Annotated in this window: 27 protein-coding genes; 12 read left to right on the forward strand and 15 right to left on the reverse strand. The window is 70.0% G+C overall.

All coding sequences use genetic code 11. The annotated features are described in order from the left end of the window. The first annotated feature begins 24 nt into the window (after nucleotides 1-24). Entirely contained in the window at nucleotides 25-816 is a 792-nt protein-coding gene (locus ACIBL4_RS10080) for a S16 family serine protease (protein WP_399408291.1), read from the forward strand. An 11-nt stretch (nucleotides 817-827) separates the two neighbouring features. Here the strand turns inward: ACIBL4_RS10080 and ACIBL4_RS10085 are convergent, their stop codons facing one another. From ACIBL4_RS10085 to ACIBL4_RS10115, 7 genes are all read right to left on the reverse strand, one after another. Then, nucleotides 828-1,010 (reverse strand): hypothetical protein, encoded by a 183-nt coding sequence (locus ACIBL4_RS10085; RefSeq protein ID WP_399408293.1) that lies wholly within the window; start codon nucleotides 1,008-1,010, stop codon nucleotides 828-830. 1 nt (nucleotide 1,011) lies between these two features. Further along, complete coding sequence (locus ACIBL4_RS10090; RefSeq protein ID WP_399408295.1) at nucleotides 1,012-1,593, reverse strand: ArsR/SmtB family transcription factor; 582 nt, start codon at nucleotides 1,591-1,593, stop codon at nucleotides 1,012-1,014. Between the two features lie 68 nt (nucleotides 1,594-1,661). Continuing rightward, nucleotides 1,662-2,624, reverse strand: a complete 963-nt coding sequence (locus ACIBL4_RS10095) for a glycine betaine ABC transporter substrate-binding protein (protein WP_399408297.1) — start codon at nucleotides 2,622-2,624, stop codon at nucleotides 1,662-1,664. Then, on the reverse strand, nucleotides 2,621-3,445 hold the full coding sequence (locus tag ACIBL4_RS10100) for an ABC transporter permease (protein ID WP_399408299.1): 825 nt from the start codon (nucleotides 3,443-3,445) through the stop codon (nucleotides 2,621-2,623). Before ACIBL4_RS10100 ends, ACIBL4_RS10095 begins: the two co-directional genes overlap by 4 nt. Continuing rightward, nucleotides 3,442-4,701, reverse strand: a complete 1,260-nt coding sequence (locus ACIBL4_RS10105; RefSeq protein ID WP_399408301.1) for a betaine/proline/choline family ABC transporter ATP-binding protein — start codon at nucleotides 4,699-4,701, stop codon at nucleotides 3,442-3,444. The genes ACIBL4_RS10100 and ACIBL4_RS10105 overlap by 4 nt, the downstream gene beginning before the upstream one ends. Continuing rightward, nucleotides 4,694-5,341 carry an ABC transporter permease gene (locus tag ACIBL4_RS10110; protein WP_399408303.1) on the reverse strand — a complete coding sequence of 216 codons (648 nt, stop codon included), beginning with the start codon at nucleotides 5,339-5,341 and terminating at the stop codon, nucleotides 4,694-4,696. Before ACIBL4_RS10110 ends, ACIBL4_RS10105 begins: the two co-directional genes overlap by 8 nt. 18 nt (nucleotides 5,342-5,359) lie before the next feature. Continuing rightward, nucleotides 5,360-5,830 (reverse strand): Lrp/AsnC family transcriptional regulator, encoded by a 471-nt coding sequence (locus ACIBL4_RS10115; RefSeq protein ID WP_003990570.1) that lies wholly within the window; start codon nucleotides 5,828-5,830, stop codon nucleotides 5,360-5,362. 123 nt (nucleotides 5,831-5,953) lie between these two features. Between ACIBL4_RS10115 and hppD the strand changes: the two genes are divergently transcribed. From hppD to ACIBL4_RS10130, 3 genes are all read left to right on the forward strand, one after another. Then, nucleotides 5,954-7,099, forward strand: a complete 1,146-nt coding sequence (gene hppD / locus ACIBL4_RS10120; protein WP_279545629.1) for a 4-hydroxyphenylpyruvate dioxygenase — start codon at nucleotides 5,954-5,956, stop codon at nucleotides 7,097-7,099. Between the two features lie 637 nt (nucleotides 7,100-7,736). After that, entirely contained in the window at nucleotides 7,737-8,081 is a 345-nt protein-coding gene (locus ACIBL4_RS10125; RefSeq protein WP_399408306.1) for a hypothetical protein, read from the forward strand. Between the two features lie 126 nt (nucleotides 8,082-8,207). Then, nucleotides 8,208-8,774 carry a hypothetical protein gene (locus ACIBL4_RS10130; protein WP_399408308.1) on the forward strand — a complete coding sequence of 189 codons (567 nt, stop codon included), beginning with the start codon at nucleotides 8,208-8,210 and terminating at the stop codon, nucleotides 8,772-8,774. Nucleotides 8,775-8,816: 42 nt separating this feature from the next. On the opposite strand, the gene ACIBL4_RS10135 is transcribed toward ACIBL4_RS10130, so the two are convergent. Genes ACIBL4_RS10135 through ACIBL4_RS10145 form a run of 3 tightly spaced genes read right to left on the reverse strand, consistent with a single transcriptional unit; the run spans nucleotide 8,817 to nucleotide 10,457 of the window. Then, nucleotides 8,817-9,671: a Scr1 family TA system antitoxin-like transcriptional regulator gene (locus tag ACIBL4_RS10135; RefSeq protein ID WP_399408310.1), complete on the reverse strand. Its 855-nt coding sequence runs from the start codon at nucleotides 9,669-9,671 to the stop codon at nucleotides 8,817-8,819. 26 nt (nucleotides 9,672-9,697) lie between these two features. Continuing rightward, the gene (locus ACIBL4_RS10140; RefSeq protein ID WP_399408312.1) at nucleotides 9,698-10,225 is read right to left on the reverse strand and encodes a DUF6879 family protein; all 528 of its coding nucleotides are present in this window, start codon (nucleotides 10,223-10,225) and stop codon (nucleotides 9,698-9,700) included. After that, nucleotides 10,197-10,457 carry a hypothetical protein gene (locus ACIBL4_RS10145; protein WP_351406560.1) on the reverse strand — a complete coding sequence of 87 codons (261 nt, stop codon included), beginning with the start codon at nucleotides 10,455-10,457 and terminating at the stop codon, nucleotides 10,197-10,199. The genes ACIBL4_RS10140 and ACIBL4_RS10145 overlap by 29 nt, the downstream gene beginning before the upstream one ends. 232 nt (nucleotides 10,458-10,689) lie before the next feature. Between ACIBL4_RS10145 and ACIBL4_RS10150 the strand changes: the two genes are divergently transcribed. Next, nucleotides 10,690-11,274 carry a DUF6415 family natural product biosynthesis protein gene (locus tag ACIBL4_RS10150; RefSeq protein WP_399408314.1) on the forward strand — a complete coding sequence of 195 codons (585 nt, stop codon included), beginning with the start codon at nucleotides 10,690-10,692 and terminating at the stop codon, nucleotides 11,272-11,274. Beyond that, entirely contained in the window at nucleotides 11,271-11,711 is a 441-nt protein-coding gene (locus ACIBL4_RS10155) for a hypothetical protein (RefSeq protein WP_399408316.1), read from the forward strand. The genes ACIBL4_RS10150 and ACIBL4_RS10155 overlap by 4 nt, the downstream gene beginning before the upstream one ends. On the opposite strand, the gene ACIBL4_RS10160 is transcribed toward ACIBL4_RS10155, so the two are convergent. After that, entirely contained in the window at nucleotides 11,686-12,210 is a 525-nt protein-coding gene (locus ACIBL4_RS10160) for a hypothetical protein (protein WP_399408318.1), read from the reverse strand. The genes ACIBL4_RS10155 and ACIBL4_RS10160 overlap by 26 nt on opposite strands. A gap of 275 nt (nucleotides 12,211-12,485) precedes the next feature. Here ACIBL4_RS10160 and ACIBL4_RS10165 point away from each other — a divergent pair, with 275 nt between their 5' ends. Both ACIBL4_RS10165 and ACIBL4_RS10170 read left to right on the forward strand, forming a co-directional pair. Next, nucleotides 12,486-13,706 (forward strand): RNA-guided endonuclease InsQ/TnpB family protein, encoded by a 1,221-nt coding sequence (locus ACIBL4_RS10165; RefSeq protein ID WP_399408320.1) that lies wholly within the window; start codon nucleotides 12,486-12,488, stop codon nucleotides 13,704-13,706. A gap of 69 nt (nucleotides 13,707-13,775) precedes the next feature. Continuing rightward, on the forward strand, nucleotides 13,776-15,176 hold the full coding sequence (locus ACIBL4_RS10170; RefSeq protein WP_399408322.1) for an FAD-binding oxidoreductase: 1,401 nt from the start codon (nucleotides 13,776-13,778) through the stop codon (nucleotides 15,174-15,176). 13 nt (nucleotides 15,177-15,189) lie between these two features. On the opposite strand, the gene ACIBL4_RS10175 is transcribed toward ACIBL4_RS10170, so the two are convergent. After that, nucleotides 15,190-15,600: an SsgA family sporulation/cell division regulator gene (locus ACIBL4_RS10175; protein ID WP_399408324.1), complete on the reverse strand. Its 411-nt coding sequence runs from the start codon at nucleotides 15,598-15,600 to the stop codon at nucleotides 15,190-15,192. Nucleotides 15,601-15,844: 244 nt separating this feature from the next. Here ACIBL4_RS10175 and ACIBL4_RS10180 point away from each other — a divergent pair, with 244 nt between their 5' ends. Both ACIBL4_RS10180 and ACIBL4_RS10185 read left to right on the forward strand, forming a co-directional pair. Next, nucleotides 15,845-17,551: an RDD family protein gene (locus ACIBL4_RS10180; RefSeq protein ID WP_399408326.1), complete on the forward strand. Its 1,707-nt coding sequence runs from the start codon at nucleotides 15,845-15,847 to the stop codon at nucleotides 17,549-17,551. Between the two features lie 118 nt (nucleotides 17,552-17,669). Beyond that, on the forward strand, nucleotides 17,670-18,398 hold the full coding sequence (locus ACIBL4_RS10185) for an RDD family protein (RefSeq protein ID WP_399408328.1): 729 nt from the start codon (nucleotides 17,670-17,672) through the stop codon (nucleotides 18,396-18,398). 50 nt (nucleotides 18,399-18,448) lie between these two features. Here the strand turns inward: ACIBL4_RS10185 and ACIBL4_RS10190 are convergent, their stop codons facing one another. Continuing rightward, a complete protein-coding gene (locus ACIBL4_RS10190; protein ID WP_399409305.1) occupies nucleotides 18,449-18,727 on the reverse strand; it encodes a hypothetical protein in 279 nt (92 codons plus the stop codon). A 437-nt stretch (nucleotides 18,728-19,164) separates the two neighbouring features. Here ACIBL4_RS10190 and ACIBL4_RS10195 point away from each other — a divergent pair, with 437 nt between their 5' ends. Both ACIBL4_RS10195 and ACIBL4_RS10200 read left to right on the forward strand, forming a co-directional pair. Continuing rightward, nucleotides 19,165-21,519 (forward strand): immune inhibitor A domain-containing protein, encoded by a 2,355-nt coding sequence (locus tag ACIBL4_RS10195; RefSeq protein ID WP_399408330.1) that lies wholly within the window; start codon nucleotides 19,165-19,167, stop codon nucleotides 21,517-21,519. A 134-nt stretch (nucleotides 21,520-21,653) separates the two neighbouring features. Continuing rightward, entirely contained in the window at nucleotides 21,654-21,998 is a 345-nt protein-coding gene (locus tag ACIBL4_RS10200; protein ID WP_399408332.1) for a hypothetical protein, read from the forward strand. Nucleotides 21,999-22,033: 35 nt separating this feature from the next. On the opposite strand, the gene ACIBL4_RS10205 is transcribed toward ACIBL4_RS10200, so the two are convergent. Continuing rightward, a complete protein-coding gene (locus tag ACIBL4_RS10205) occupies nucleotides 22,034-22,624 on the reverse strand; it encodes an isochorismatase family protein (protein WP_399408334.1) in 591 nt (196 codons plus the stop codon). Between the two features lie 113 nt (nucleotides 22,625-22,737). After that, nucleotides 22,738-24,084, reverse strand: a complete 1,347-nt coding sequence (locus tag ACIBL4_RS10210) for a nicotinate phosphoribosyltransferase (protein WP_399408335.1) — start codon at nucleotides 24,082-24,084, stop codon at nucleotides 22,738-22,740. Nucleotides 24,085-24,169: the final 85 nt, after the last annotated feature.

The raw sequence follows: 24,169 nt of genomic DNA on the forward strand, positions 1-24,169 counted from the left end.
CCGTGCCCGAGTTAGATTGATCCCGTGTTCTCTCGTCTCACGCGTCCCCAGGCCATCGCCGTCTGCGCCCTGCCCGTCGTGGCCCTGCTCGCCACGGCGGTTTTCGCGCCGCTGCCGTTCTCGGTGGCGCAGCCCGGGCAGACGACGAACGTGCTCGGGGAGGACAAGGGCGCCCCGGTGATCACCATCAAGGGCGCGCCGACCCGGGAGACGCCTGGCCAGCTGCGTATGACCACCATCGTGGCGACCTCACCGGACACCCGGGTCTCGCTCCCGGACGTCATCGACAACTGGTTCCGCACGGACCGGGCGGTCATGCCGCGCGACGCGATCTACCCGAGCGGCGACTCCGTCCAGGAGATCGAGCGGCACAACGAGAAGCAGATGAAGGAGTCCCAGGACGCGGCGACGCAGGCCGCGCTGAACTATCTCGGCCTCGACGACAAGGACGTCAAGGTCGGCCTGCGGCTCGCGGACGTGGGCGGGCCCAGCGCCGGGCTGCTGTTCTCCCTGGGGATCATCGACAAGCTCGACGGCGACGGCACGGGTGGTGATCTCACGGGGGGCCGTGTCATCGCCGGCACCGGCACGATCGCCGCCGACGGCACGGTCGGGGCGGTGGGCGGCGTCGCCCTCAAGACCCAGGCCGCCAAGCGGGACGGGGCGACCGTGTTCCTCGTTCCGAAGGCGGAGTGCGCGGACGCGCGGGCCGAACTGCCGAAGGGCCTGCGGCTGATCCCGGTGACGACGCTGAAGAGCACGGTGAGCTCACTGGTGGCCCTGGAGACGGGGAAGGGATCCGTGCCCAGCTGCTAGGGCGGGTCCGTCTAGTGGGCGGCGGCTGCCGTCCCCGGCCGGGTGGCGAGCCTTAACCCGACCTCCACGAGGGTCCAGCCGAGGCGGGTACGGAGACCATGGCTGTTCCGGGCGGCGGGGGCCCGGCCTCCGGCTTCGGCACGGAGATCGGCGGCGCGGGCGTGGTGCAGGGCGAGGTGGATGTCGGGGTGCATCTCAGTCCGTCCTGATCGGGAAGGCGTGGGTGTGGAGGCGGACCTGCTCGGCGCCGGGGGTGTCCTCGGTCGCGCGGTCGCGGTAGCTGTCGAGCAGCGCGTGCATCTTCTCGACGAGTTCCTGAGTCAGTTCGGGCGTCAGCAGCAGCGTCCAACTGCTCATGTCCCAGACGCGGCTCCACTCCTCGGGCCATGACTCGCGGTTGCCCAGCCACGTCGACAGGTCCCGGGTCTGCGTGGTGGCGACCTCGTGGAGGTACATGTCCGCCGCGCCGCGCACGGCCGGGTCCGAGTCGGTGAGCAGGGCGTCGTCGAAACGGAGGCCGTGGTGAGTCGCCTTCCACCACCGCTCGCGTCCCTTGCCGTGCTCGGGGGCGTCCTCGATGAAGCCGTACTCCGCGAGTTGGCGCAGGTGATAGCTGGTGGCGCCGCTGGACTCGCCCAGCTTCGCGGCCAGTTGCGAGGCGGTGGCCGGGCCGCCGAAGCGCAGGGCGTCGAGCAGCTGCATCCGCAGGGGGTGCGCGAGTCCCCGTAGGGATCGGGCGTCGAGTTGCCGCACTTGGGGGTTCTGGGGTTGGGTCACGATGCAAAGCTATCCTTGCAAAGGAACCCTTGCAAGGGTTTCTTTGCAACTCTCTCCATCAATGCCGGTCACCCCTCCCTGACCAACCCCTCCTCCACCATCCACTCCCACGCCACCTGGTGCGGATCCTCCCCCTCCACATCCACCCTCGCGTTCAGCCTCCGGGCCACCGTGTTGTTCAGCCGTGCCGTCACCGGGTCCAGGACGTCCGCGATCGCCGGCCACTCCTGCAACGTCTTCGCGTTGATCATCGGCGCGGCGTTGTAGTTGGGGAAGAACTTCCTGTCGTCCGCCATGACCGCCAGGTTCATGGAGTCGATGCGCCCGTCGGTGGTGAACACCTCCCCGTACGGGCAACTCCCCTTCGACGTCTGGGTGTAGATGATCCCCGTGTCCATCTGCGTGACGCTCCGCGCCGGCAGCTTCATCCCGTACGTCCGCTGCATGCCCGGCAACCCGTCCGCCCGGTTCGCGAACTCGACCTCCACGCACAGCTTCACCGCCCCCGGGTCGGACTTCGCCAGCTTCGCCACGTCCGACAGGGTCTTCGTGCCGTACTTCCTCGCGTTCTCCTGGTTCATCGCCAGCGCGTACGTGTTGTTCAGGGACGACGGCCGCAGCCAGGCCAGCCCGTTCGCCGCGTCGGCCTTCCTCACCGCCTCCCACTGCGCGCGCGGATCGGTGACCGGCTCGCTGTTGCCCAGGTACGTGATCCAGGCCGTGCCCGTGTACTCGTAGCCGGCGTCGGCGTCCCCTTTGCGGACGGCCTCGCGGCTGCCGATGGACCCCTGGATGCCCGTGCGGTCGAGTACCTCCGCCCCGGCCGCCTCCAGGGCGATGCCCATGATCGCGCCGAGGATCAGCCCCTCGGTGAACGACTTCGACGTCACCGTCAGGCTCGCGCCCTTCAACGGCTCGCCCCGCCCGACCGAACCGGGCCGCACGTCGTCCGCCATGGGGGAGCCGCTCGTCAGGCCGCACCCCGCGACCAGCAGCCCCGCTGCCGGCGCCAGGAACAACCGCCGCCTCATGGCTGGAGCCCCCGGGGCCGCAGGAGCACTTCCGCCAGCGAGGCCAGCCAGTCCACCAGCAGTGCCAGGACCACCGTGAGGACGGAGCCCAGCACCAGCACCGGCATCCGCTGGTTGGTGATCCCGGTCGTGATCAGCACGCCCAGTCCGCCGCCCCCGCCGAAGACGGCCAGGGTCGCCGTGCCGACGTTCAGGACGAGGGCCGTGCGGACACCCGCCAGGATCAGCGGGACGGCGAGGGGGAGTTCGACCCGGGTCAGGACTCCCGTCGGCGACATGCCGATGCCCCGGGCCGCCTCCAGCAGCGTCGGGTCGTTCGCCTTGAGGCCGGCGATCGTGTTGGACACCACGGGCAGCACGGCGTAGGCGATGATGCCGATCAGGGCGGCCCTGCGGCCGATGCCCAGCCAGATGACGAGGAGCGCCAGCAGGCCGATCGCGGGCGTCGCCTGGCCCATGTTGGCGAACGCCATCGCCACCGGAGTGGCCCTGCGGAACGCCGGGCGGGTCAGCAGGATCCCGAGCGGGATCGCGATGACCAGCACGAAGAACGTGGAGATCACGGTCAGCTGGATGTGCTGCCACAGGGCTTTGGAGACCTGGCCGTCCGACAGGGCGTTGCGGGTCAGCGCGTCCAGGTCGGTCTGCCGGAACCAGAGCCAGGTGGCGAGCAGTACGGCCACCAGGACGGCGGGCAGCACGGTGAGCTTCAGCGGGCCGACGCGCCGGGGCGGTGGGCCGGGTGACGTCCGGGGCGGCGCCTCGGCCTCCTCTTCGTCCGCTGGTCTTGGGGCGGTGCGCACCGGCCCGGGAGCGGTCACCGCTTCCCTCCGAGGCCGCCCACGCCCGTGAGGCCCTCGCCGCCCTCCTGCTCCGCGTGCGTCTGCGCCGCCCGCAGCTCCTCCAACTCGTGCTGGCTCTCCAGCGCGTCCAGCCGGTCGGCCTCCAGCATGTCGTGCACGGAGTTGAGGAGCGTCTCCATGTCGACGACGCCGGTGTACTCACCGTGCCGTCCCGTCACCGCCACCCGCCCGGTGTTGTCGGTGAGTACCGCCTCCAGCGCGTCCCGCAGGGTCGCGTCCCGGGTGACCGTGTCGTGCACCAGCGTCCCGGCGCGGGCCAGCGAGCCCCGGGCCCGCATCAGGTCGCCGCGCCTGAGCCACTTGTAGGGACGGCCGCGCCGGTCGAGCAGCAGGACCTCGTTGGTGCCGCCGGCCCGCAGCCGGTTGAAGATCTGCTGCAAGGGGTCGTCGATCGTCACCGTCGGATAGTCGGTGATCTCCACGTCCCGTACGCGGGTCAGGTTGAGCCGCTTCAGCGCCGCCCCGGCGCCGACGAACCCGGACACGAAGTCGTCCGCCGGGTTGGTGAGGATCGCCTCCGGGGTGTCGAACTGCGCGACGTGGGAGCGTTCGCGCAGCACGGCGATCCGGTCGCCGATCTTGATGGCCTCGTCGAAGTCGTGCGTGACGAAGACGATCGTCTTGTGCAACTCGTGCTGGAGCCGGATCAGCTCGTCCTGGAGATGGTCGCGGGTGATCGGGTCCACCGCCCCGAACGGCTCGTCCATCAGCAGCACCGGGGGATCGGCGGCCAGCGCCCGGGCCACGCCCACGCGCTGCTGCTGGCCGCCGGAGAGCATGCGCGGGTAGCGGCCGTGGAACTCGCCGGGGTCGAGGCCGACGAGGTCGAGCAGCTCCTCGGTCCGCGCCTTGATCCGGGCCTTCGACCAGCCGATCATCCTCGGGACGACGCCGATGTTCTGCGCGACCGTCATGTGCGGGAAGAGCCCGGCGGACTGGATCGCGTAGCCGACCTTGCGGCGCAGCCCGACCGGGTCGATGTCGGTGACGTCCTCGCCGCCCATGCGGATACGGCCGCCGGTCGGCTCGATCAACCTGTTGATCATCTTGAGCAGGGTCGACTTGCCGCAGCCCGAGGGGCCGACGAGGACGACGACCTCGCCCGCCTTGATCTCCATGCTCACGTTGTCCACGGCCGGCCGCGCACTGCCGGGGTACCGCTTGGTCAGGTTCTCCAGCTCGATGGAGGCCCCGTGGCCGTCGGTCTCAGGCACGGATCCCCCTGGGAATGGTCAGCCGCCCGATCAGGACGTACGCGGCGTCGAACAGCAGCGCCAGGACGATGATGCCGAGCGTGCCCGCGAGGACCTGGTTGAGCGCGTTGGCGCTGCCCAGCGAGGCGAGGCCGCGGAAGATGACGTTGCCGAGACCGGGGCCCGAGGCGTACGCCGCGATGGCCGCGATGCCCATCAGCATCTGGGTCGCGACCCGGATGCCGGTGAGGATCGGCGGCCAGGCGAGCGGCAGCTCGATCCGCAGCAGCCGGGCCGGGCGGGACATCCCGATGCCCGTGGCCGCGTCCACCAGCGCCGGGTCGACCCCGCGCAGCCCGACGATCGCGTTGCGCACGACCGGCAGCAGCCCGTACAGCGTCAGCGCGATCACCGTCGGCGCCACGCCCAGGCCCACGACCGGGATGAGCAGGCCGATCAGGGCGAGCGCCGGCACGGTCAGGACGGTGGCGGTGGTCGTGGTCGCGAGGTTCCCGGCCCACTCGCTGCGGTAGGTGGCGACGCCGATCAGGACCCCGAGCACGGTCGCGACGACCATGCACTGGAAGACGGCGCTCGCGTGCTGGTAGGCGTCCGTGAGCAGTTGCTGGTGCCGGCCCGCCACGTACTCCCAGAAGTTCACACGCGCTCACCCCACGATTCAGGTCTCCTCCGCGGCCTGCTCCACCAGCGGGATGATCCGCAGCGGAACGGGGTTCTCCATGACGATCGCCGTGGAGGCCCGGACGATGCCATCAAAACCGACGACCCGGTCGATCACACGCTGGAGATCGGCGTTCGAGCGGGCCACCAGCCGGCACAGCATGTCCCCGCTGCCCGTGGTGGTGTGCAGCTCCAGCACCTCGGGCACGGTCGCCAAGTGGGCGCGTACGTCGGCGCCTTGACCCTGCCGGATCTGCAGCGTGGCGAACGCCGTGACCGGGTAGCCGAGCGCCGCCGGGTCCACCTCCGGGCCGAAGCCGCGGATGACTCCGTTCGACTGAAGCCGGTCCAGCCGCGCCTGCGCCGTGCCCCGGGCCACGCCCAGCCGCCGGGACATCTCCAGCACCCCGATCCGCGGCTCCCGCGCCAGCAGCAGGATGATCCGGCCGTCCAGATGATCGATCGCCACAGCAGCCTCCCGGCATGGTCATCCTGTACAGAAACGCCGTCGATACGGCTGTATTGCTGAACAGATTGCCCAGCGGAATCGCAAACTATTGCGCACCTTGCCGAGCAGGGAGACCCTGCGGCTATGACGCAGACCACACACCACACTCCCGACACCGCCCGGCAGGCCGACCCCTTCCCGGTCAAGGGAATGGACGCGGTCGTCTTCGCCGTGGGCAACGCCAAGCAGGCGGCGCACTACTACTCCACCGCCTTCGGCATGAAGCTGGTCGCCTACTCCGGACCGGAGAACGGCAGCCGCGAGACCGCTGCCTACGTCCTGGAGAACGGCTCCGCGCGCTTCGTCCTCACCTCGGTCATCAAGCCGTCCAGCGACTGGGGTCACTTCCTCGCCCGGCACGTGGCCGAGCACGGCGACGGCGTCGTCGACCTCGCCATCGAGGTGCCGGACGCCCGTGCCGCGTACGCCTACGCCCTGGAACACGGTGCCCGCTCGGTGGCCGAGCCGTACGAGCTGAAGGACGAGCACGGCACGGTCGTCCTGGCCGCGATCGCCACGTACGGCGAGACCCGTCACACCCTGGTCGAGCGCTCCGGCTACGACGGCCCGTACCTGCCCGGCTACGTCGCGGCCAAGCCGATGGTCGAGCCGCCCGCGCAGCGCACCTTCCAGGCCATCGACCACTGCGTCGGCAACGTCGAACTCGGCCGGATGAACGAGTGGGTCGGCTTCTACAACAAGGTCATGGGCTTCACGAACATGAAGGAGTTCGTGGGCGACGACATCGCCACCGAGTACAGCGCACTGATGTCCAAGGTCGTCGCCGACGGCACGCTCAAGGTCAAGTTCCCGATCAACGAGCCGGCCATCGCCAAGAAGAAGTCCCAGATCGACGAGTACCTGGAGTTCTACGGCGGCGCGGGCGTCCAGCACATCGCGCTCAACACCAACGACATCGTCCAGACGGTCCGCACCATGCGCGCGGCCGGCGTGGAGTTCCTCAACACGCCCGACTCGTACTACGACACGCTGGGGGAGTGGGTCGGCGAGACGCGGGTCCCGATCGACACCCTGCGCGAGCTGAAGATCCTCGCCGACCGCGACGAGGACGGCTACCTGCTGCAGATCTTCACCAAGCCGGTCCAGGACCGCCCGACCGTCTTCTTCGAGATCATCGAACGCCATGGCTCGATGGGCTTCGGCAAGGGCAACTTCAAGGCCCTGTTCGAGGCGATCGAGCGCGAGCAGGCCCGCCGCGGCAACCTCTAGTCCCACGGCGGCTCAAGGTTGTGCGGGTGTCACGGGGCACCCGTACGCCCCGACGGATGCTCAGAGCACTCGTGGCCGGTCCGGCACCGCCGGACCGTGCCGATCCTGCCCGCATGGCTGCGTGCCCGCACCGAGTTCACCACGGCCGCCCGCCTCGGATATACCGCCGCCTACCACGGGCCTCCGCGCTCCCTGATACGCGATCCAGCTGGCCGGCATGTCTCCGCGGGGCCTGCCACTTCGTGAAGGAGACGAACCGGTGGGTGTGGGACCGCGAGGTCGCACCCCCGCGACAACGCCGTACGCACCGAGGACGTCGAGGAGTACGTGCACCTCGGCCGCTGCGCGGCCTCGTCGCCATGACCGCGGCCGTGTTCGGCACAGGGTTCGCGCTGTGGCAGCTCGTCGCCGCCAAGTCCACCCTGTACGGCATCACAGAGCCCTGTGCTTGTGACCACCTCCAGGGGCAGCGGCGTACGGCCCGGCGACAGACGACGCGGAGGCATGTGGATGACGCCATCCCACTACCAATCCGCCCGCGTCACTCCTACGACGGCAATCCAGTCGAACCGCCTGACAACGGGTCACGTCAGCAGGACACTGCCCCTCACGCCACCAATCAGCAACGGGAGAACGCATGGCCAGCAGCCCCTACATCAACGCCCCGCTCACGCCCGCCCGGCCCCGCATGTTCAGCACCACCATCGCCAAGGTGATCTGGACGCTCGTTCCCATCGTCACCATCGGTCTGGCCGCCGCCGTCCCGTTCGTCGTCGCCGCGGTGAAGGGCGTCGTGAAGCCGTGGCTGGCGGTTACCTACGTGGTCGGGGAGATCGCCATCTTCCTGCTGGCGATGGCCATCAGCCCGACTGGTGATGACGCGAACAGTCCGTTCGCCGGGTTCCTGATGATCATCCTGATCATCACCGCGGCGACGCACACCGCGCTCCTCGACAACGACAAGATCAACATCGGGAAGTGAGCCTGGCCGGCTTGCGCCCGCCCCCGCTCCGGGGCGGGCGAGCTGCTCCTCGATTGACGCCCGTGTCGCGCGACCGGACTCACCCACCGCATGATGCCGTCTCCAGCACGCACGTCCTGGGGGGCCATGCGCACCCGTACTGTCACCACGGACGCTGTCCTGCTGCTCGCCCTCACCGCCTGCCGCAGCGACAACGAGCCCGACGCCAAACCGAGCCCGAGCAAGCCAGCGACACAGAAGAACACGCCGAAGGCCGCGCCCAGCCCCGACAAGCCCCACACCTTCGGGCAGACGTTCACCTTCACCGACGACATCGACGGCGTGACCATGGCCATCACCGTGCTCGGGTACGAGCAGGGTACGTTCCACCCGCAGACGTCTGCCGACCAGGAGTTCGGCACAACGCGCTACACGTGGGCCGCGCTGGAGATCAAAGCGTGCTTGAAGAAGGGCACAAGCGGGGTGACCCGGTACTCAGGGGCGCTGGCCCACGCGGCACGGACTGAACCGAGCACCATGACATACGGGGACTTCCCCAAGACCGAGTATCCATATGAGGCGAAGATGAGGACCGGCGACTGCGTCCGTGGGAAGACCGTGTTCGCGGTGCCAGCCAAGCAGCGGCCTGAGCGGGTCCTGTACATGCCGGAGGTGCTGGACATGCCCGAGGAGTGGGCGGTACCGAAGGCGTAGCCAGCAGCCATGACGGGCCACCCGGGCGCATGCCTTCCGATGTCAGTGCAAGGCCTCGATGGCCCTCAGGACCAACGCGCGGGCCTCGGCACCGTACACGGCCATGGAGCGTAGTTCCTCGAACGTCTTGAGGTACAGAGCTACTTCGGACGGCTGCGTGACCTTCACCTCGGCGGAGACCAACTCGACTGACACCAGCTGGTCGTCGTACACCTGGAACGTCTCCTCCGGCCACTGCCGACGCTTCACCGTCGCCATGGGGATGATGCCGAGCGACACTGCCGGCAGGGCACCAGCCGAGAGCAGGTTGCCCAGCTGGGCTGCCATCGCGTCGGCGTCCGCCATCTGGCAGTGAAGAACGGACTCCTCAAGCACGATCACAAACCGATGCCCCTGCTCGTGGATCACACGGGATCGTTCGACGCGGGCCCAGGCTGCCTCGGCGCTGTCGTCGATCGGCAGGTCTCGGAAGCGCGCGGCGGTGCTAAGTACGGCGGCCGCGTATCCCTCGGTCTGGAGCAGGCCCGGCACGATCGTGGAGGAGTAGACGCGGAACAGCTGGGTGTCTCGGTAGAACTGCGCCACCGAGTCCTGGAGATGCTTCAGACCGGCGCGCACCTGGTGCCGCCATTCCCTGTACAAGGACTCGGCGTTGAGGGACTGGACGATGAGGTCCTGCGCCTGGTCCGCGGCGCCGGTGGCGGAGCACCACAGGCGGATGTCCGTGGTGGTCGGTGATTGCAGGGCGTTTTCGATGCGGGACGTCTTGGAGTGGTGCCAGCGGCACGCGGCGGCCAACTGGACGATCGTCAGCCCTGCTTCCTTGCGGAGCTCGCGGAGGCGTCTGGCGACGGCTTCGCGGGCTGCCTGGGCGGAGGAGGAGGGGGAGACGGACATCGAGCTGGCCTACCGGTGCTTCCTTGTCAGTGGATCTCGTACTGGTCGTGGGGGACTGCGCGTTCCCACACGGCGTCGAAGGACTCGGCGCACAGCTTGGCGGCTGCCGGATCACCGGAGATCTCCTGGCGGACCCATCTTCCGTCGCCTGCGAAGTGGTGCCAGCGGATCACGTGGTCGTCGAACAGCCAGAAGTCGTTGCCGGGCAGTGCCAGGTCCGAGGCGTGGCTGCGAGACAGCCAGCGCACCTGTTCGCCGGCCTGGACGTTTACGTCCGTCGCGGCGTGCTCGTACCGGATGTAGTCGGAGACCGGCTCGGAGACGATGCGGGCGCGCCGTACCACGACGCCGCGGGCGACGGCCCTCGAGATCAGTTCAACCCAGGGCGTCCAGTACTCCGAGGTGGGGTCGGTGTCCCGTTGCCCCGTTCGCAGCCAGGTGTCGAAGTCGTCTGCCTCGTCGCCTACGGCGTAGGCGTCCCGCATTTCGAGGTGTACGGCGGAGTGCGAGCAGTCCGCGAGCAGTTCAGCGAACGTGGGCTCGTTCGACGGCATCGCACGCCTCCCTGATCATCGACACCATCCGGGCCGGGATTCGGATAACTGCCTCGTCGTCCGGGATGCCCTTCGCGTGGCCAGGCACCTCGAACGCAGCGCACTCCGCCTCGGTTTCGGGGTCCGGCTTGTACCCCTGGAAGATGATCTCTTGCTTCTCCTGGTCGATCCACACGGTGGGACTCTTGTCCTGGCCGGTCTCCGGATCGATCCCGATGAACAGCAGCGGCACGTCAGGCACCTTCCACGCGATGTGTGGTTTTCTGCACCACCGTCACGCCTGCGGGAGGACTGGTCAAGGGCGCAAAGCGGCCAACACCCGCTTTGAGTACGGCTGCACGCACACATTCGCACACTGCTGGCTGCGGCGCACACCGCGCTTCTAGCGTCGGGAGTTACGACAGAACCCTGGCGAGGTGGAGGCCTCCCGGGGCGTGGCCAACGCTGCGAGGAGCGTCGACACCATGAACGCTACAGCCCTGATGACGGTCGCCGAAGCCCCTCCGGACCTAGCGATAATGCGCGAGACCGCCCAGCGGGTTCTGGGCCCGGACTCCGGCCCGGACGCCCTCCCGCCGACCGACAACGAGTTGGACACACTCACCGCCACGCTGCGCGGCCACCTCGAACTGCTGGTGCCCGAGGTCGAGCAGGCGGCCGGGCGGCTGCCGAAGAACAGCCCAACCCGCCACGGGGCCCTGACCTGCGTCAGAGAGGCGCGCGGCAAGCTCCGCGCCCCCGAACGGGGCTTCGCCTGGCTGAGCGGCAGCGTGATGTACGCCCGCAGGCTCGCCCGCGTCCTGGTCGCCCTGTGCGAGTACTACGAGATCGTCAGCGCGGGAGTGGTCGAGACGCCCTGGCAGACCGCGTTCGTGCGCCTGGCGGACCACTGCCTGACGTGCCCGACCTGCCGGGCCATGGACGACGAGGGCGCGAACCTCGGCCTTCCCTGCGAGACCCATGATCGGCTGTACGACGAGTACCGGGAAGCTCGGTCTCGCGCTCGGGCTCGTGTCGACCACCGACGCCCTGCGGAGGCATCGACATGACCACCACCGAGACCGAGACCACGACACCCGACGCCGCCGACGAGTTCCAGAGACTGTGCGGGCAGTTGGTGCGTACGGCGAGGTCGTCCCGCGACCGGGCGGCCGTCCAGGCGCTGGTGGAGGAGCGGACGGTCCTGGAGGTCCAGGCGGTGCAGTACGCCCTGATCGTCTGCACCGATGAGGGCGCGTGGGCCCGCTTCGAAGCGCTGTCGGGGTGCCAGTACACGTCGGGCCTGGACGAACAGCAGCGCTCGTTCCTCGGCCTGGTGCTGTCGATGGTGGGCATCGGGATCACAACCCTGGCCTCCGTGGAGGACCTCGACGACCGCCGTCTGCCGATCATCCTCCGGGCAATCCTGCGACTCGCGGGCAACGAGACGATCGCCGTCGGCACCCGCCTGGGAACCCCCGCTACCGGCCCGCACCGACGCCGGTAGCGGGACGCCGCGGCTGCCCCGAACGCCCCGTGCCGGGTGGCCGCAAGCCCGCCGCCGGAACGTCCCCCGTCACCGGCTGCGGGCCCCCACGCTGCACGGTCGTTGAGAAACCAGCAGTGTCCAGCGATCGGAGACCCCATGGCAGGCATCGAGTTCGAAGCGAAGGTGCTGATCCGGCCGGGGCACCACGCCCCGGCTGGCAGGAGGATGTCAAGTAGGCCGCCCCGAGCACCGCCCAGGACCGCGCGTCCCGCGGACAGGCCCGCAGCCGCTTCTCCCGCTCGTCGATCAGCTCCGCCAGGCCGGGCAGCGCGGCTGGCACCCCGGCGGTGACCGCCGCCATGGCCACCGCCCCCGGCGACGGCGGAGCGGGCTCGGCCTGCCGCCCCGACGGCAGCAGCACCAGCACCCCGCCGAGCACGGCACAGCCCGCGACGGAGGCGAGCAGCATCCGCCGGGTGCGGAAGCGGCCCTCAGGGGGCTTCTGCTGGTTCTCCATGGCGCTCACCTGTTTCTTGCGAGGAGGCCCTGGCGTTCACGCCGGGGAAGAATCGCATCCGGATATTGCGACGCGGAGCGTCGCCGTATCCGGTTCAGGGCGCGGAGCGCCCGCACCGCTGTCGGCATCGCCGAGGTGATGCGAACGCGTGTGCCCGTGATCACTGGTCGGGGTGGTGGCTGTGGGATCGGGGTGCGTCTGTGCGGCTGTCGTACATATGGTCCTTCGGAAGGTTCGGGACGGCACAGTGTCCCGGCCGGGCGTTGGGGAGCGAGATGGCGCAGGCGACGGCGGCAGCGGAGGGCGGGCATGCCCGGTACACCTACCGGCTGCGTGTGTCGTCCGCCGCCCGCACCGGCCTGGCGGCGGAGTGGGACCGATGCCGCTGGGTGTGGAACGAGTGCGTCGCCAAGTCCAAGGCCGTACACCTGCACAACAAGACCACCGGCCAGAAGTCCACGTGCGGCCCGGCTCAACTCGACAGGATGCTGACCGAAGCCCGCGCCCGTACGCCGTGGCTGCGTGCGGGCTCGTCGGTTGTCCAGCAGCAGGTCATCCGCGACTTCGGCCGATCCCGCGCCAAGGCCCACAAGGACATCAAAGAGCGCCTGCCCATGGCGCGCCGGGCCGGGATGCCGAAGTGGAAGACCAAACGCGAGGCACTGCCGACCCTCAACTACACGCGGCGCGGGTTCCGGCTGAAGGACGGCCGGCTGCACCTGGCGGGCGGCATCGTCCTGGCGGTGGTGTGGTCGCGGGAACTGCCGGCTGAGCCGTCCTGGGTGCGCCTGTACCGGGACAGCCTCGGGCATTGGTACTGCTCGTTCGTTGTCCCCGCCCAGGTCCAGCCCCTGCCGGAGACCGGCCACGCACTCGGCGTCGACTGGGGCGTGAAGGAGACCGCGACCACCACGTCCGACGTGCACGACCTGCCGAACGCCGAGCACGGCAGGAAGGCCCAGACGAAGCTGACCCGGTACGACCGGATGATGGCCCGCCGCAAGCCGAAGAAGGGACAACCGGCATCGAAGGGCTACCGCGAGGCGAAGAAACTGCGGGCGAAGACGTACAAGAAGGTTGCGAGGCAGCGTGAGGACACCGGCCGTAAATGGGCCAAGAAGGCTGTCCTCGACCACGACGCCATCGCGGTCGAGGACTTCCGCCCGAAGTTCCTGGCCAAGAGCACCATGGCCCGCAAAGCCGCTGACGCCGCCATCGGCGCCACCAAGGCCGCTCTGATCGAGATGGGCCGCAAGCACGGGCGGGACATCCGCCTCGTACATCCCGCGCACACCACCATGGACTGCGCGCACTGCGATGCGAGAGCCAAGCATCGCTTGCCGCTGGGTGAGCGCACCTACACCTGCACCGTGTGCGGAACCGTGTCCCCGCGGGACAAGAACTCCGCCCGCGTCATGCTCGTCCGGGCTGGTCTCAACCCGGCTGGTGCTGATGGCGGAAGACCTCCTGGAGCGCTGCTCCAAGAGGCAGCCTGAGCCAGGAATCCCCTCCCCTTCAGGGAGGGGAGGATTCAAACCGATGGCCCCGGGTGCGAACCTGTGAGCATGAGCCGTATCGAAGCGCCCAGCGACGAAACGACCGGCAACCTCGTCGACCTCCTGCTCGGCGGCCTGCCCGCCGAAGCGGTCCTCACCGACCCCGACGTCACGGCCTCCTACGCCCACGACATGGCGAGCTTCTGCCCGGCCGGCGCCCCGGCCGTGGTCGTCCTGCCCCACACGGTCGAGCAGGTCCAGCACGTGATGCGCACCGCCACCGCCCTGCGCGTCCCGGTCGTCCCGCAGGGCGCCCGCACTGGACTGTCCGGCGCCGCGAACGCCTCCGACGGCTGCATCGTGCTCTCCCTGACCAAGATGGACCGGATCCTGGAGATCAACCCGGTCGACCGCGTCGCCGTCGTCGAGCCCGGCGTGATCAACGCCGCCCTGTCCCGGGCCGTCGGCGAACACGGCCTGCACTACCCGCCGGACCCCTCCAGCTGGGAGATGTGCACCATCGGCGGCAACATCGGCACGGCCTCGGGCGGCCTGTGCTGCGTGAAGTACGGGGTCACCGCCGAGTACGTCCTCGGACTGGACGTCGTGCTCGCCGACGGGCGCCTCATGTCCACCGGCCGCCGCACCGCCAAGGGCGTCGCCGGGTACGACCTGACCCGGCTGTTCGTCGGCTCCGAGGGCTCGCTCGGCATCGTCGTACGGGCCGTGCTCGGCCTGCGTCCCAAGCCGCCCGAGCAGCTCGTGCTGGCCGCCGAGTTCGCCTCCGGGGCCGCCGCCTGCGAGGCCGTGTGCCGCATCATGGAGGGCGGCCACGTCCCGTCACTCCTCGAACTCATGGACCGTACGACGGTCAAGGCCGTCAACGACCTGGCGCAGATGGGCCTCCCGGAGACCACCGAGGCCCTGCTCCTGGCCGCCTTCGACACCACCGACCCGGCCGCCGACCTCGCCTCCGTCGGAGCGCTGTGCGAAGCCGCCGGCGCCACCCAGGTCGTCCCGGCCGACGACGCGGCCGAGTCCGAACTGCTCCTCCAGGCGCGCCGGTTGTCGCTCACCGCGCTGGAGGCCGTCAAGGGCGTCACGATGATCGACGACGTGTGCGTGCCCCGCTCCCGGCTCGCCGAGATGCTCGACGGGGTCGACCGCATCGCCGAGAAATACCGGCTCACCATCGGAGTTGTCGCCCATGCGGGGGACGGCAACACCCACCCGACGGTGTGTTTCGACCCGGCCGACCCCGACGAGTCCCGGCGCGCCCGTGAGTCCTTCGACGAGATCATGGCTCTCGGCCTGGAACTCGGCGGCACCATCACCGGCGAGCACGGCGTCGGCGTGCTGAAGAAGGAGTGGCTGGCGCGCGAGATCGGCCCCGTCGGGATGGAGATGCAGCGGGCCGTCAAACAGGCCTTCGACCCGCTGAACATCCTCAACCCGGGCAAGCTGTTCTGAAGGTCGCGCGTCCTCACTGCGCGAGCAACTGGTCCAGTTCGTCGTCGAGACCGAGCTGCTCACCCTCCGTCCCCGGCGGGACCACCCGCAGGGTGCGCTCCAGCCAGGCCGACACCTGCGCCGCCGGTGCCTCCAGCAGGGCGTTCCCGTCCGGTGAAGTCAGCGCCACCAGCACGACGCCGCGTCCCTCGGCCTTCGTCGGCCACACCCGCACGTCCCCCCGCCCGCACGGCCGGAACACGCCCTCCACCAGCAGGTCCCGGGCGAACGTCCAGTGCACCGGGTGCGCGGAGTCGATGTGGAAGGTGACGTGGACGGCGTAGGGATCGTCGGTGACGTACCCGAGCCGGGCCGGCACCGGGATCCGGCGCTCGGGCGACAGGACGAGTTTCAGCTCCAGTTCGCGTTCCACCACGGTGCGCATCGCGGTGTTCCCTTCTCTGCACGGCTGCCCGTGAGGGCCGGTCAGCACGAGAGAGCGCGCGGGGGCGGCGGCATTACGCGCGTTGCCGGAAGTTTTTTCGCAAGGAGAGGCGCCGGGCCGCGCGATGCGTAGCACATCGGTGCTCGAAAGGGGTGGGTCCGGTGGGAGCGGCGGTGGGGCTTGCGCACGTCTGATAGATGTGGAGGCCCCCATTTGGCCCTCGAGCAGATACGGGACGACGGAGATGAGCGCCCCAACCCCGGCCCCCGGTGACGACAGGCCCCGCGAAGGTTATTACCCGGACCCGTCCATTCCTGGATATGTCCGGTACTGGAACGGTGCCTCCTGGGTACCGGGCACCAGCCGTCCCGCACCCAAGGACGGCGAGACGCTCGCGCCGCCGCCCGGCGCGGGGGCGGGGGCCGGGGCGGAACAGCCCGGCACCTCCGGCTCGGTCGAGGAGACCGGTCCGCACTTCTTCGACGAGGACCCGGCCGACGAGCCGTCCCCTGCCGACGCCCAGCACGGCAGCCGTCCCGAACCGGCGACCGCCTGGGGCGCCGACCGCTCCCGCCAGACCGGCTTCGGCGGCGACCAGGACCGCCGTGTCTCGTGGGGGGCACCGCAGGGCGCACAGGGAGCGGCCCAGCAGAGTGCGGCTCAGCAGGGTGCGCCTCAGCAGGGTGCCGACCCGAGGGTGTCGCACGCCGACCGGCAGCCGGCCGGCGAGTCCGCCCGACAGGGCGAACCACCGTCTCCCGCCGACCCGGAGGCGAACGCCGCGGCCGCCGGCAGCACGTTCGTCTTCCGCCGTCCGACGGGGAAGGCCGGGGGAGGGGCCTCCGCCGATGCCCCCGACGAGGGCACGATGACGTTCCGCGCGGTGCCGCCGCGTCAGGGCCCGGCGGCGGCTTCGGCTGCCGCTTCGGCTTCCGGCGGTTCGGGCAGCGGCCCGGCGGGCTCGGGCTCCGGGTTCGGTGCGCCGGGCGGGCCGGGTGGATCCGGCGGCAATGCGGCAGGCCCTGGCTTCGGCTCTCAGGGAGTGGCGTCCGGGCCCGGTTTCGGGGCCCAGACCGGTCCGGCCGGCGGTCCGGCGGGACCCGCCTTCGGCGCGCAGGGCGGTGCGGGCGCCTCCGGTGACGCCTCGAACCGCCCCGGCTTCGCCGCCGGGAAGGCCGCCGCCGCCCGGGCCGCCGCGCAGGCCGACCCCGGCGTCCAGGCCTCCGCGGCCGCTCCGACGGCGCTGTCCGGGCCCCAGGCGGCGCCCACCGTCCCCCCGCAGTCCGGCGGGCCCCAGCCAGGCCCCGCCGCCTCCGCCACACCCCTCAGCGCCGGCCCCGGCGGCGGCCAGTCCTCCTGGGCGCAGCAGGTCCACCGGCTCGCCGGAGCGGGCGGCGACGAGCAGCCCGTCGCGCCCTGGAAGCCGCCGACCGAGGACATCTTCCAGGCGGCCGCGCGGCGCCAGGCGTCGGCCCGCCCCGCGGGGCTCGGCAAGCGGCTGGCCGCCCGGCTGCTGGACACCCTCGTCCTCGCCGCCCTCACCGCCGGGGCGGCCGTACCGCTCGGCATCAAGGCGGTCGACCATGTCAACGAGAAGATCGAGGAGGCCAAGCTCTCCGGCGAGACCGTCACGGTCTGGCTGCTCGACGGCACCACGTCGGCGTACCTCGGCATCGTCCTGGCCGTCCTGCTGCTCGTCGGCGTCGTCTCCGAGGTGCTGCCCACCGCCAAGTGGGGCCGCACCCTCGGCAAGAAGCTGATGGGCCTCGACGTGCGGGACATCGAGGGCCACGACACCCCGGAGTTCGGCGCGGCCCTGCGCCGCTGGCTGGTCTACAGCGTGCCCGGACTCCTCGTCGTCGGGATCGTCGGCATCGCCTGGTGTCTGTTCGACAAGCCGTGGCGCCAGTGCTGGCACGACAAGGCCGCGCACACGTTCGTGGCCGGCTGAGCAGCACGGCTACGTCCGGCACGGGACGGCCGCGTACTGCCGCGGCATCAGGTGAATCCGTACCTCGGACGGCCGTCTGCCGGATGCGGAGCCGGGGGGTTCGCGGTCGACTCGGGCCATGAGCAGTGAACCGCCCCCCGGCTCCGGTCAGCAGCCCCCGGAAGACGATCCGTTCAGGAAGCGGCCCCCGGGCGAGCAGCCCGGCGAGGGCACGGGCTCGCCCTACGACCCGCGCTACCCGGGCGGCGGCCCCGGCGGTACCCCGCCGGGCGGCGGCCAAGGCCCTTACGGAGGGCCTCCGGGCGGCGGCCAAGGCCCTCACGAAGGCCCGCCCGGCGGCGGCCCCTACGGCGGTTCCCCCTACGGCGGCGGCTCCTACCCCACCGACCCCCTCGCCGGCATGCCCCCGCTCGCCGACAGCGGCAAGCGCACGCTCGCCCGCATCATCGACATGATCCTGGTGGGTGTCGTCGTCTGGCTGCTCACCTGGGGCTTCGGCGTCAACGAGTACGACGTGGACAGCGACCGCATCGAGGTCGGCAAGTCCTTCTGGCAGTCGGGGGTCGCCGCCGTCCTCTACATCGCCTACGACACCCTCCTGACCGCGCGGACCGGCCAGACCCTCGGCAAGAAGCTGCTGCACATGCGCGTGGCCAACCTCGACAACGGCGCCACGCCCTCCGCGCAGAACGCGCTGATGCGCGCGGCCGTGCTGTGGATCCCGTTCGCCTTCTGCTGCGCCTGCGTCTGGACCGCGATCTCGGGCGGCTGGAGCTTCTTCGACCGGCCCTACAAACAGGGCCTGCACGACAAGGCGGCCAAAACGGTCGTGGTCAGCACCGATTGAGGCACAGACGTATCAACCGGAGGTAAGGAAAAGGACGGATCAGGGGGTGGTCAGGAAACCGCCCGCTCCCGTACCGGCTCCGGAGCCGGTACGGCGACCGAGGCCCGTACGGGTTCCTCGGCCGCGGGCTGTTCCACCGCGGCCGGGCGCTTCCCGGGCAGCGGCACCGTCATGGCGACCAGCAGCCCGAGGGCGAGCGCCGCGACGGCGATGAACGCGATCCCTACGCCCGAACTCGTCTGTGACAGCAGCAGCATGGCGAGGGTCGAGAGGATCACGGTGCAGGAACCGTAGGCGAGCTGTGCGGCAGTCGGACGGGGCATGGCCATCATGTCCTCGAAAGTGGGGGTCCACGGGGGTGTCGGCCTGGCATTCCGCCGGCTTCCGGGCGTTCCGCCAAGCGACTCTAATCGGCAGGGTGCCCGACTGGAACGAGCGGTAAGCGTGACCTAATCAACAGGCCCGGAGCACAGGGGGCGCACGGAGTCATGGCGTCCAGGTAGTGGACATATGCGCGCGCCCACCGGACGGTGGCACGTGCCTGCTCGGAGGCGGACATCACCTCCCGGGCAAAGGATCGGTTGTCCGTAAAACGAACGTCGACTCCGCATAGTGCAATTGACCTGTCCAAGTCAAGGTCTGTCTTTTCTTCTAAACCTCTAGTCAAATGTCGTCACTTGACTACACGCGTTGATCACGCGCGCGCGGGCCTTCCACGACCAGGACCCCTTCCTTCCGCGCGCTCGAACGCGGGGGAGGAACTCAAGTGACCAGTAGACCCTGGACGTTCAGAGCCGCCGCCATAGGCGTGGCGCTCGCGGCGGCCACGGCCACCGTCTCCGCATACGGCGTGGCCCAGGCCGACGACGCTTCCGCTCCCAGGTCCACCACCGTGGACCGGCACGACCCGGCGGACCGCCACCATGGCGAGCACGACCTCGACGGCCCGCTGAGCAAGACCCAGGAGGCCCAGCGACAAGAGGCCCTGAAGCAGGTCATATCCGGCAAGTCCACGGTGAAGAACCGTGACGGCTCGAAGGTCGTCCAGCTCAAGAGCAAGAAGGGCGACAGCAAGTACGTCGAGCTCGGCCGCGAGAAGACCGACAAGATCTTCACCATCCTGGTCGAGTTCGGCGACAAGGTCGACAGCCGCTACGGCGGCACCGCGGGCCCGCTGCACAACCAGATAGCCAAGCCCGATCGCAAGAAGGACAACTCCACGGCCTGGCGGGCCGACTACGACCAGCAGTACTTCGATGACCTGTACTTCGGTTCCGGCAAGGGCGTCGACTCGGTCAAGACGTACTACGAGAAGCAGTCCTCCGGGCGCTACTCGGTCGACGGCGAGGTCTCCGACTGGGTCAAGGTGCCGTACAACGAGGCCCGTTACGGCAACAACGCCTGCGGTGACACCAACTGCTCGAGCGTGTGGAACGTCGTCAGCGACGGTCTGAACGCCTGGGTCTCCCAGCAGAAGGCAGCGGGGAGGACCGACGCCCAGATCAAGGCGGACGTCGCGCGGTTCGACGAGTGGGACCGCTACGACTTCGACGGCGACGGCGACTTCAACGAGCCCGACGGCTACATCGACCACTTCCAGATCGTGCACGCCGGCGAGGACGAGTCCGCGGGCGGCGGCGCCCAGGGCACGGACGCGATCTGGGCCCACCGCTGGTACGCCTTCGGCACCGACGCCGGCGCCACCGGCCCCGAGAACAACAAGCTCGGCGGCGCGAAGATCGGCGACACCGGCATCTGGGTCGGTGACTACACCGTCCAGCCGGAGAACGGCGGACTCGGCGTCTACGCCCACGAGTACGGCCACGACCTCGGCCTGCCGGACCACTACGACACCAGTGGCGGCGAGAACTCCACCGGCTTCTGGACCCTGATGTCCTCCGGCTCCTGGCTCGGCACCGGCAAGAAGGAGATCGGTGACCTGCCGGGCGACATGACCGCCTGGGACAAGCTCCAGCTCGGCTGGCTGAACTACGACAAGGCCAAGGCCGGGGTCGACTCCTGGCACAAGCTCGGCTTGGCGGAGTACAACACCAAGCACAAGCAGGCCCTCGTGGTCGACCTCCCCAAGAAGCGGGTGACCACCGAGCTCGTCACCCCGGCCCAGGGCTCCACCCAGTGGTGGAGCGGAAGCGGCAACAACCTGAAGAACACGCTCGCCCGCTCCGTGGATCTCACGGGCAAGTCCTCGGCGACCCTCAGTCTCGACGGCTGGTGGGACACCGAGAAGCAGTACGACTTCGTCTACACCGAGGTGTCGACCGACGGCGGCGCCAACTGGACGGCGATCGACGGTACGGCGAACGGCAAGCCGATCAGCCGTGACGGCAGCGACAACCCCGCGCTGGACGGTACGGCCGACGCGTACCAGAAGCTCGTCTACCCGCTCGACGCCTACGCAGGCAAGAAGATCGACCTTCGTTTCCGCTACGCGACGGACAGCGGTGTGTCGAAGAAGGGCTTCGCGGCCGACTCGGTGACGGTGACCGCCGACGGCAGCCCCGTCTTCTCCGACAACGCCGAAACCGCGGACGCGGCTTGGAAGGTGAACGGCTTCACCCGGATCGGTGGATCCTTCACCGAGGACTACGCGCAGTACTACATCGCCGAGAACCGGCAGTACGTGTCGTACGACAAGACGCTGAAGGTCGGCCCGTACAACTTCGGCTTCACCGAGCGCCCGGACTGGGTCGAGCACTACCCGTACCAGAACGGCTTGTTGATCTGGAAGTGGGACACCTCCGAGGCGGACAACAACACCAGCCAGCACAAGGGCACCGGTCTGGTCCTCCCGGTCGACTCGCACCCGGACGCGCTGAAGTGGGCCGACGGCACGCTGATGCGCAACCGGATCCAGTCCTACGACTCGCCGTTCAGCCTCTACCGCACCGACGGCATGACGCTGCACAAGGCGGACGTGGCGAAGTACATCCCGGGCATGAAGGGTGTCTCCGTCTTCAACGACCGGAAGAACGACTACTACGACGAGTCGAACCCGACCGCGGGTGTCAAGATCACTGACACCAACACCAAGATCAAGATCATCAAGGAGGCCAAGGACGGCTCGACGATCGAGCTCGAAGTAGGCCCCGCGGCGAAGTAAAACACGTTTTACCAGGTCAGAGCATGATCGGCGGTGACCCCCTGGCGGGTCGCCGCCGATCCGTGTTTAGGTGCGTCCTGTGGTTCTCTTATTGACACCGACCGACACACCGACCGACACGGGGGTATGACCGCATGGCCGCAGGAGGCTTCTGCAAGCTGCCGAACGGCACCGTGGTGGTGGCGCTGAACCTGCCCAGCCCCGCCGCCGACGGCCCGGGCTCCGTCCGCGTACTCGTCCACGCCGTGAACCGCGCCCGAGCCCTGACCAGGCTCCGCAACCTCGGCATGCGCTCGGTCTACCTGCGCGGCAACGCCGCCCCGCCGTCCCCCGACGAGATCACGGCGGTCCTGCACCACCCCGACGGCCTGATATGGCGCACGGCCCCTGACAACGGTGTCGTGGCAGGCCCGGACCTCGCCCTGGAGCTGTGGCGCCCGATCAGAGCCCTCCTGCGCCGCCCGACGGCCCAGACCTGACCCTCGGGCGCTACCGGGCTGCAGGAGCTACCGGGTCACTGGACGACCGGCTTGCCCGACAGCTCCACGCCCGCCTCGCGCAGCTCCTCCAGGGCCCGCTCGGTGGTCTCCTGGGCCACGCCCGCCGTGAGGTCGAGCAGGACGTGGGTGCGGAAGCCCTCCTTCGCGGCGTCCAGGGCCGTGGCGCGCACGCAGTGGTCCGTGGCGATGCCGACCACGTCGACCTCGGTGACGTCCCGGGAGCGGAGCCAGGCGGCCAGGGGCGTGCCGTTCTCGTCCGCGCCTTCGAAGCCGCTGTACGCCGCCGCGTACGCCCCCTTGTCGAAGACGGCGTCGATGGAGCCGGACGCGACGGCGGGGGCGAAGTTCGGGTGGAAGCCGACGCCCTCCGTGCCGGCGACACAGTGCGCGGGCCAGGAGCGGACGAAGTCGGGGTTGGTGGAGAAGTGGCCGCCGGGGGCGATGTGGTGGTCGCGGGTGGCCACGACGTGCTGGTAGCCGGACCCGGCCGCCTGGCCGATCAGTTCGGTGACGGCGGCAGCCACGTCGGCACCGCCGGCCACCGCGAGGCTGCCCCCCTCGCAGAAGTCGTTCTGCACGTCTACGACGATCAAGGCGCGGCGCATGGTCGGTGTCCTTCGGCTATGAGGTCGGCAAGCCCGGCCGGTGAACTTCCGAGCCTATTGACATGGGGGAGGAGACGGGAGGGGGCACGGCTCGGCGCATCGCGGCACACCCCCTAGCTACCCGAGGCCTCGTGCAGGTACTCCGTCGGAATGACCGGTTCCCCGCGCGAGAGCTGTGTCGCCGACATCGGGAGCCCCGCGCGCGCCGCCGCGTGCCGGTCACGCGCCGCGTCCAGCGGCTCCCGGGCGACGACCTCGCCGCCCTTGACCAGCTCCACGAGCAGCTGCCGGTCCGCGAGCTCCGCCGGCACCGGCCCGGTGCCGATCACCTCGGCCTCGGCGACGCCGTGGGAGTCCAGCCGCCGCGCGGCCCACTTGCGTCCGCCCACGGACGTCTTGCCCCCGCTGGACTTCTTCGCCACCGGCACCAGCGGCGCGTCCGGCTCCGCCGACTCGGCCCGTGCGACCAGCTTGTAGACCATCGAGGACGTCGGGTGTCCGGACCCGGTCACCAGCTGCGTTCCGACGCCGTACGCGTCCACGGGCGCCGCCGCCAGCGAGGCGATCGCGTACTCGTCCAGGTCCGAGGTCACGATGATCTTCGTGTCGGTCGCGCCCAGCTCGTCCAGCTGCTGCCGCACCCGGTGCGCCACCAGCAGCAGGTCGCCGGAGTCGATCCGCACGGCCCCGAGCCCGGGTCCGGCGACCTCCACGGCGGTGCGGACCGCCTCGGTGACGTCGTACGTGTCCACCAGCAGCGTGGTGCCCCGCCCCAGGGTGTTCACCTGGGCCTGGAAGGCGTCCCGCTCGCTGTCGTGGAGCAGGGTGAAGGCGTGGGCGGAGGTGCCGACGGTGGGGATGCCGTAGCGGAATCCGGCGGCCAGGTCCGAGGTGGTCGCGAAGCCGCCCACGTAGGCGGCCCGGGACGCCGCCACCGCCGCCAGCTCGTGCGTGCGCCGGGCGCCCATCTCGATCAGCGGCCGGTCCCCGGCGGCCGACGCCATGCGCGAGGCCGCCGCGGCGATCGCCGAGTCGTGGTTGAGGATCGACAGGATCACGGTCTCCAGCAGCACGCACTCGGCGAAGGTGCCCTCGACCCGCATGATCGGCGAGCCCGGGAAGTACACCTCGCCCTCGGGGTAGCCCCAGATGTCCCCGCTGAAGCGATAGCCGGCGAGCCACTCGAGGGTCTGACCGCCGACGATCTCCCGCTCGCGCAGGAAGTCCAGGACGCCCGCGTCGAAGCGGAAGTTCTCCACCGCGTCCAGCACCCGCCCGGTGCCCGCCACGACGCCGTAGCGGCGCCCGTTCGGCAGGCGCCGGGTGAAGACCTCGAACACGCTCCGCCGCTCGGCCGTGCCCGCCTCCAGGGCGGCCCGCAGCATCGTCAGCTCGTACTGGTCCGTGAAGAGCGCCGTCGAGGGAACATCCACCGGCAGCCCAAGGTCCGCTGTGTTCATGAGCGGGATCGTACCCCCATTTCGTCAGTTTGACGATTTCCGTCAAGGCCCCCGGCTTCCAGGCCCATTTGTGCGACTACCCCCC

Source organism: Streptomyces sp. NPDC050416, from assembly GCF_044458845.1.
GTDB lineage: Bacteria > Actinomycetota > Actinomycetes > Streptomycetales > Streptomycetaceae > Streptomyces.

Coding starts and splice junctions, on each gene's coding strand:
- ACIBL4_RS10085 (WP_399408293.1), bottom strand. CDS start 1,010: ATGCACCCCGACATCCACCTCGCCCTGCACCACGCCCGCGCCGCCGAT.
- ACIBL4_RS10095 (WP_399408297.1), bottom strand. CDS start 2,624: ATGAGGCGGCGGTTGTTCCTGGCGCCGGCAGCGGGGCTGCTGGTCGCG.
- hppD (WP_279545629.1), top strand. CDS start 5,954: ATGACGCAGACCACACACCACACTCCCGACACCGCCCGGCAGGCCGAC.
- ACIBL4_RS10125 (WP_399408306.1), top strand. CDS start 7,737: ATGGCCAGCAGCCCCTACATCAACGCCCCGCTCACGCCCGCCCGGCCC.
- ACIBL4_RS10130 (WP_399408308.1), top strand. CDS start 8,208: ATGCGCACCCGTACTGTCACCACGGACGCTGTCCTGCTGCTCGCCCTC.
- ACIBL4_RS10135 (WP_399408310.1), bottom strand. CDS start 9,671: ATGTCCGTCTCCCCCTCCTCCTCCGCCCAGGCAGCCCGCGAAGCCGTC.
- ACIBL4_RS10140 (WP_399408312.1), bottom strand. CDS start 10,225: ATGCCGTCGAACGAGCCCACGTTCGCTGAACTGCTCGCGGACTGCTCG.
- ACIBL4_RS10150 (WP_399408314.1), top strand. CDS start 10,690: ATGAACGCTACAGCCCTGATGACGGTCGCCGAAGCCCCTCCGGACCTA.
- ACIBL4_RS10155 (WP_399408316.1), top strand. CDS start 11,271: ATGACCACCACCGAGACCGAGACCACGACACCCGACGCCGCCGACGAG.
- ACIBL4_RS10160 (WP_399408318.1), bottom strand. CDS start 12,210: ATGGAGAACCAGCAGAAGCCCCCTGAGGGCCGCTTCCGCACCCGGCGG.
- ACIBL4_RS10165 (WP_399408320.1), top strand. CDS start 12,486: ATGGCGCAGGCGACGGCGGCAGCGGAGGGCGGGCATGCCCGGTACACC.
- ACIBL4_RS10170 (WP_399408322.1), top strand. CDS start 13,776: ATGAGCCGTATCGAAGCGCCCAGCGACGAAACGACCGGCAACCTCGTC.
- ACIBL4_RS10175 (WP_399408324.1), bottom strand. CDS start 15,600: ATGCGCACCGTGGTGGAACGCGAACTGGAGCTGAAACTCGTCCTGTCG.
- ACIBL4_RS10180 (WP_399408326.1), top strand. CDS start 15,845: ATGAGCGCCCCAACCCCGGCCCCCGGTGACGACAGGCCCCGCGAAGGT.
- ACIBL4_RS10185 (WP_399408328.1), top strand. CDS start 17,670: ATGAGCAGTGAACCGCCCCCCGGCTCCGGTCAGCAGCCCCCGGAAGAC.
- ACIBL4_RS10190 (WP_399409305.1), bottom strand. CDS start 18,727: ATGGCCATGCCCCGTCCGACTGCCGCACAGCTCGCCTACGGTTCCTGC.
- ACIBL4_RS10200 (WP_399408332.1), top strand. CDS start 21,654: ATGGCCGCAGGAGGCTTCTGCAAGCTGCCGAACGGCACCGTGGTGGTG.
- ACIBL4_RS10205 (WP_399408334.1), bottom strand. CDS start 22,624: ATGCGCCGCGCCTTGATCGTCGTAGACGTGCAGAACGACTTCTGCGAG.
- ACIBL4_RS10210 (WP_399408335.1), bottom strand. CDS start 24,084: ATGAACACAGCGGACCTTGGGCTGCCGGTGGATGTTCCCTCGACGGCG.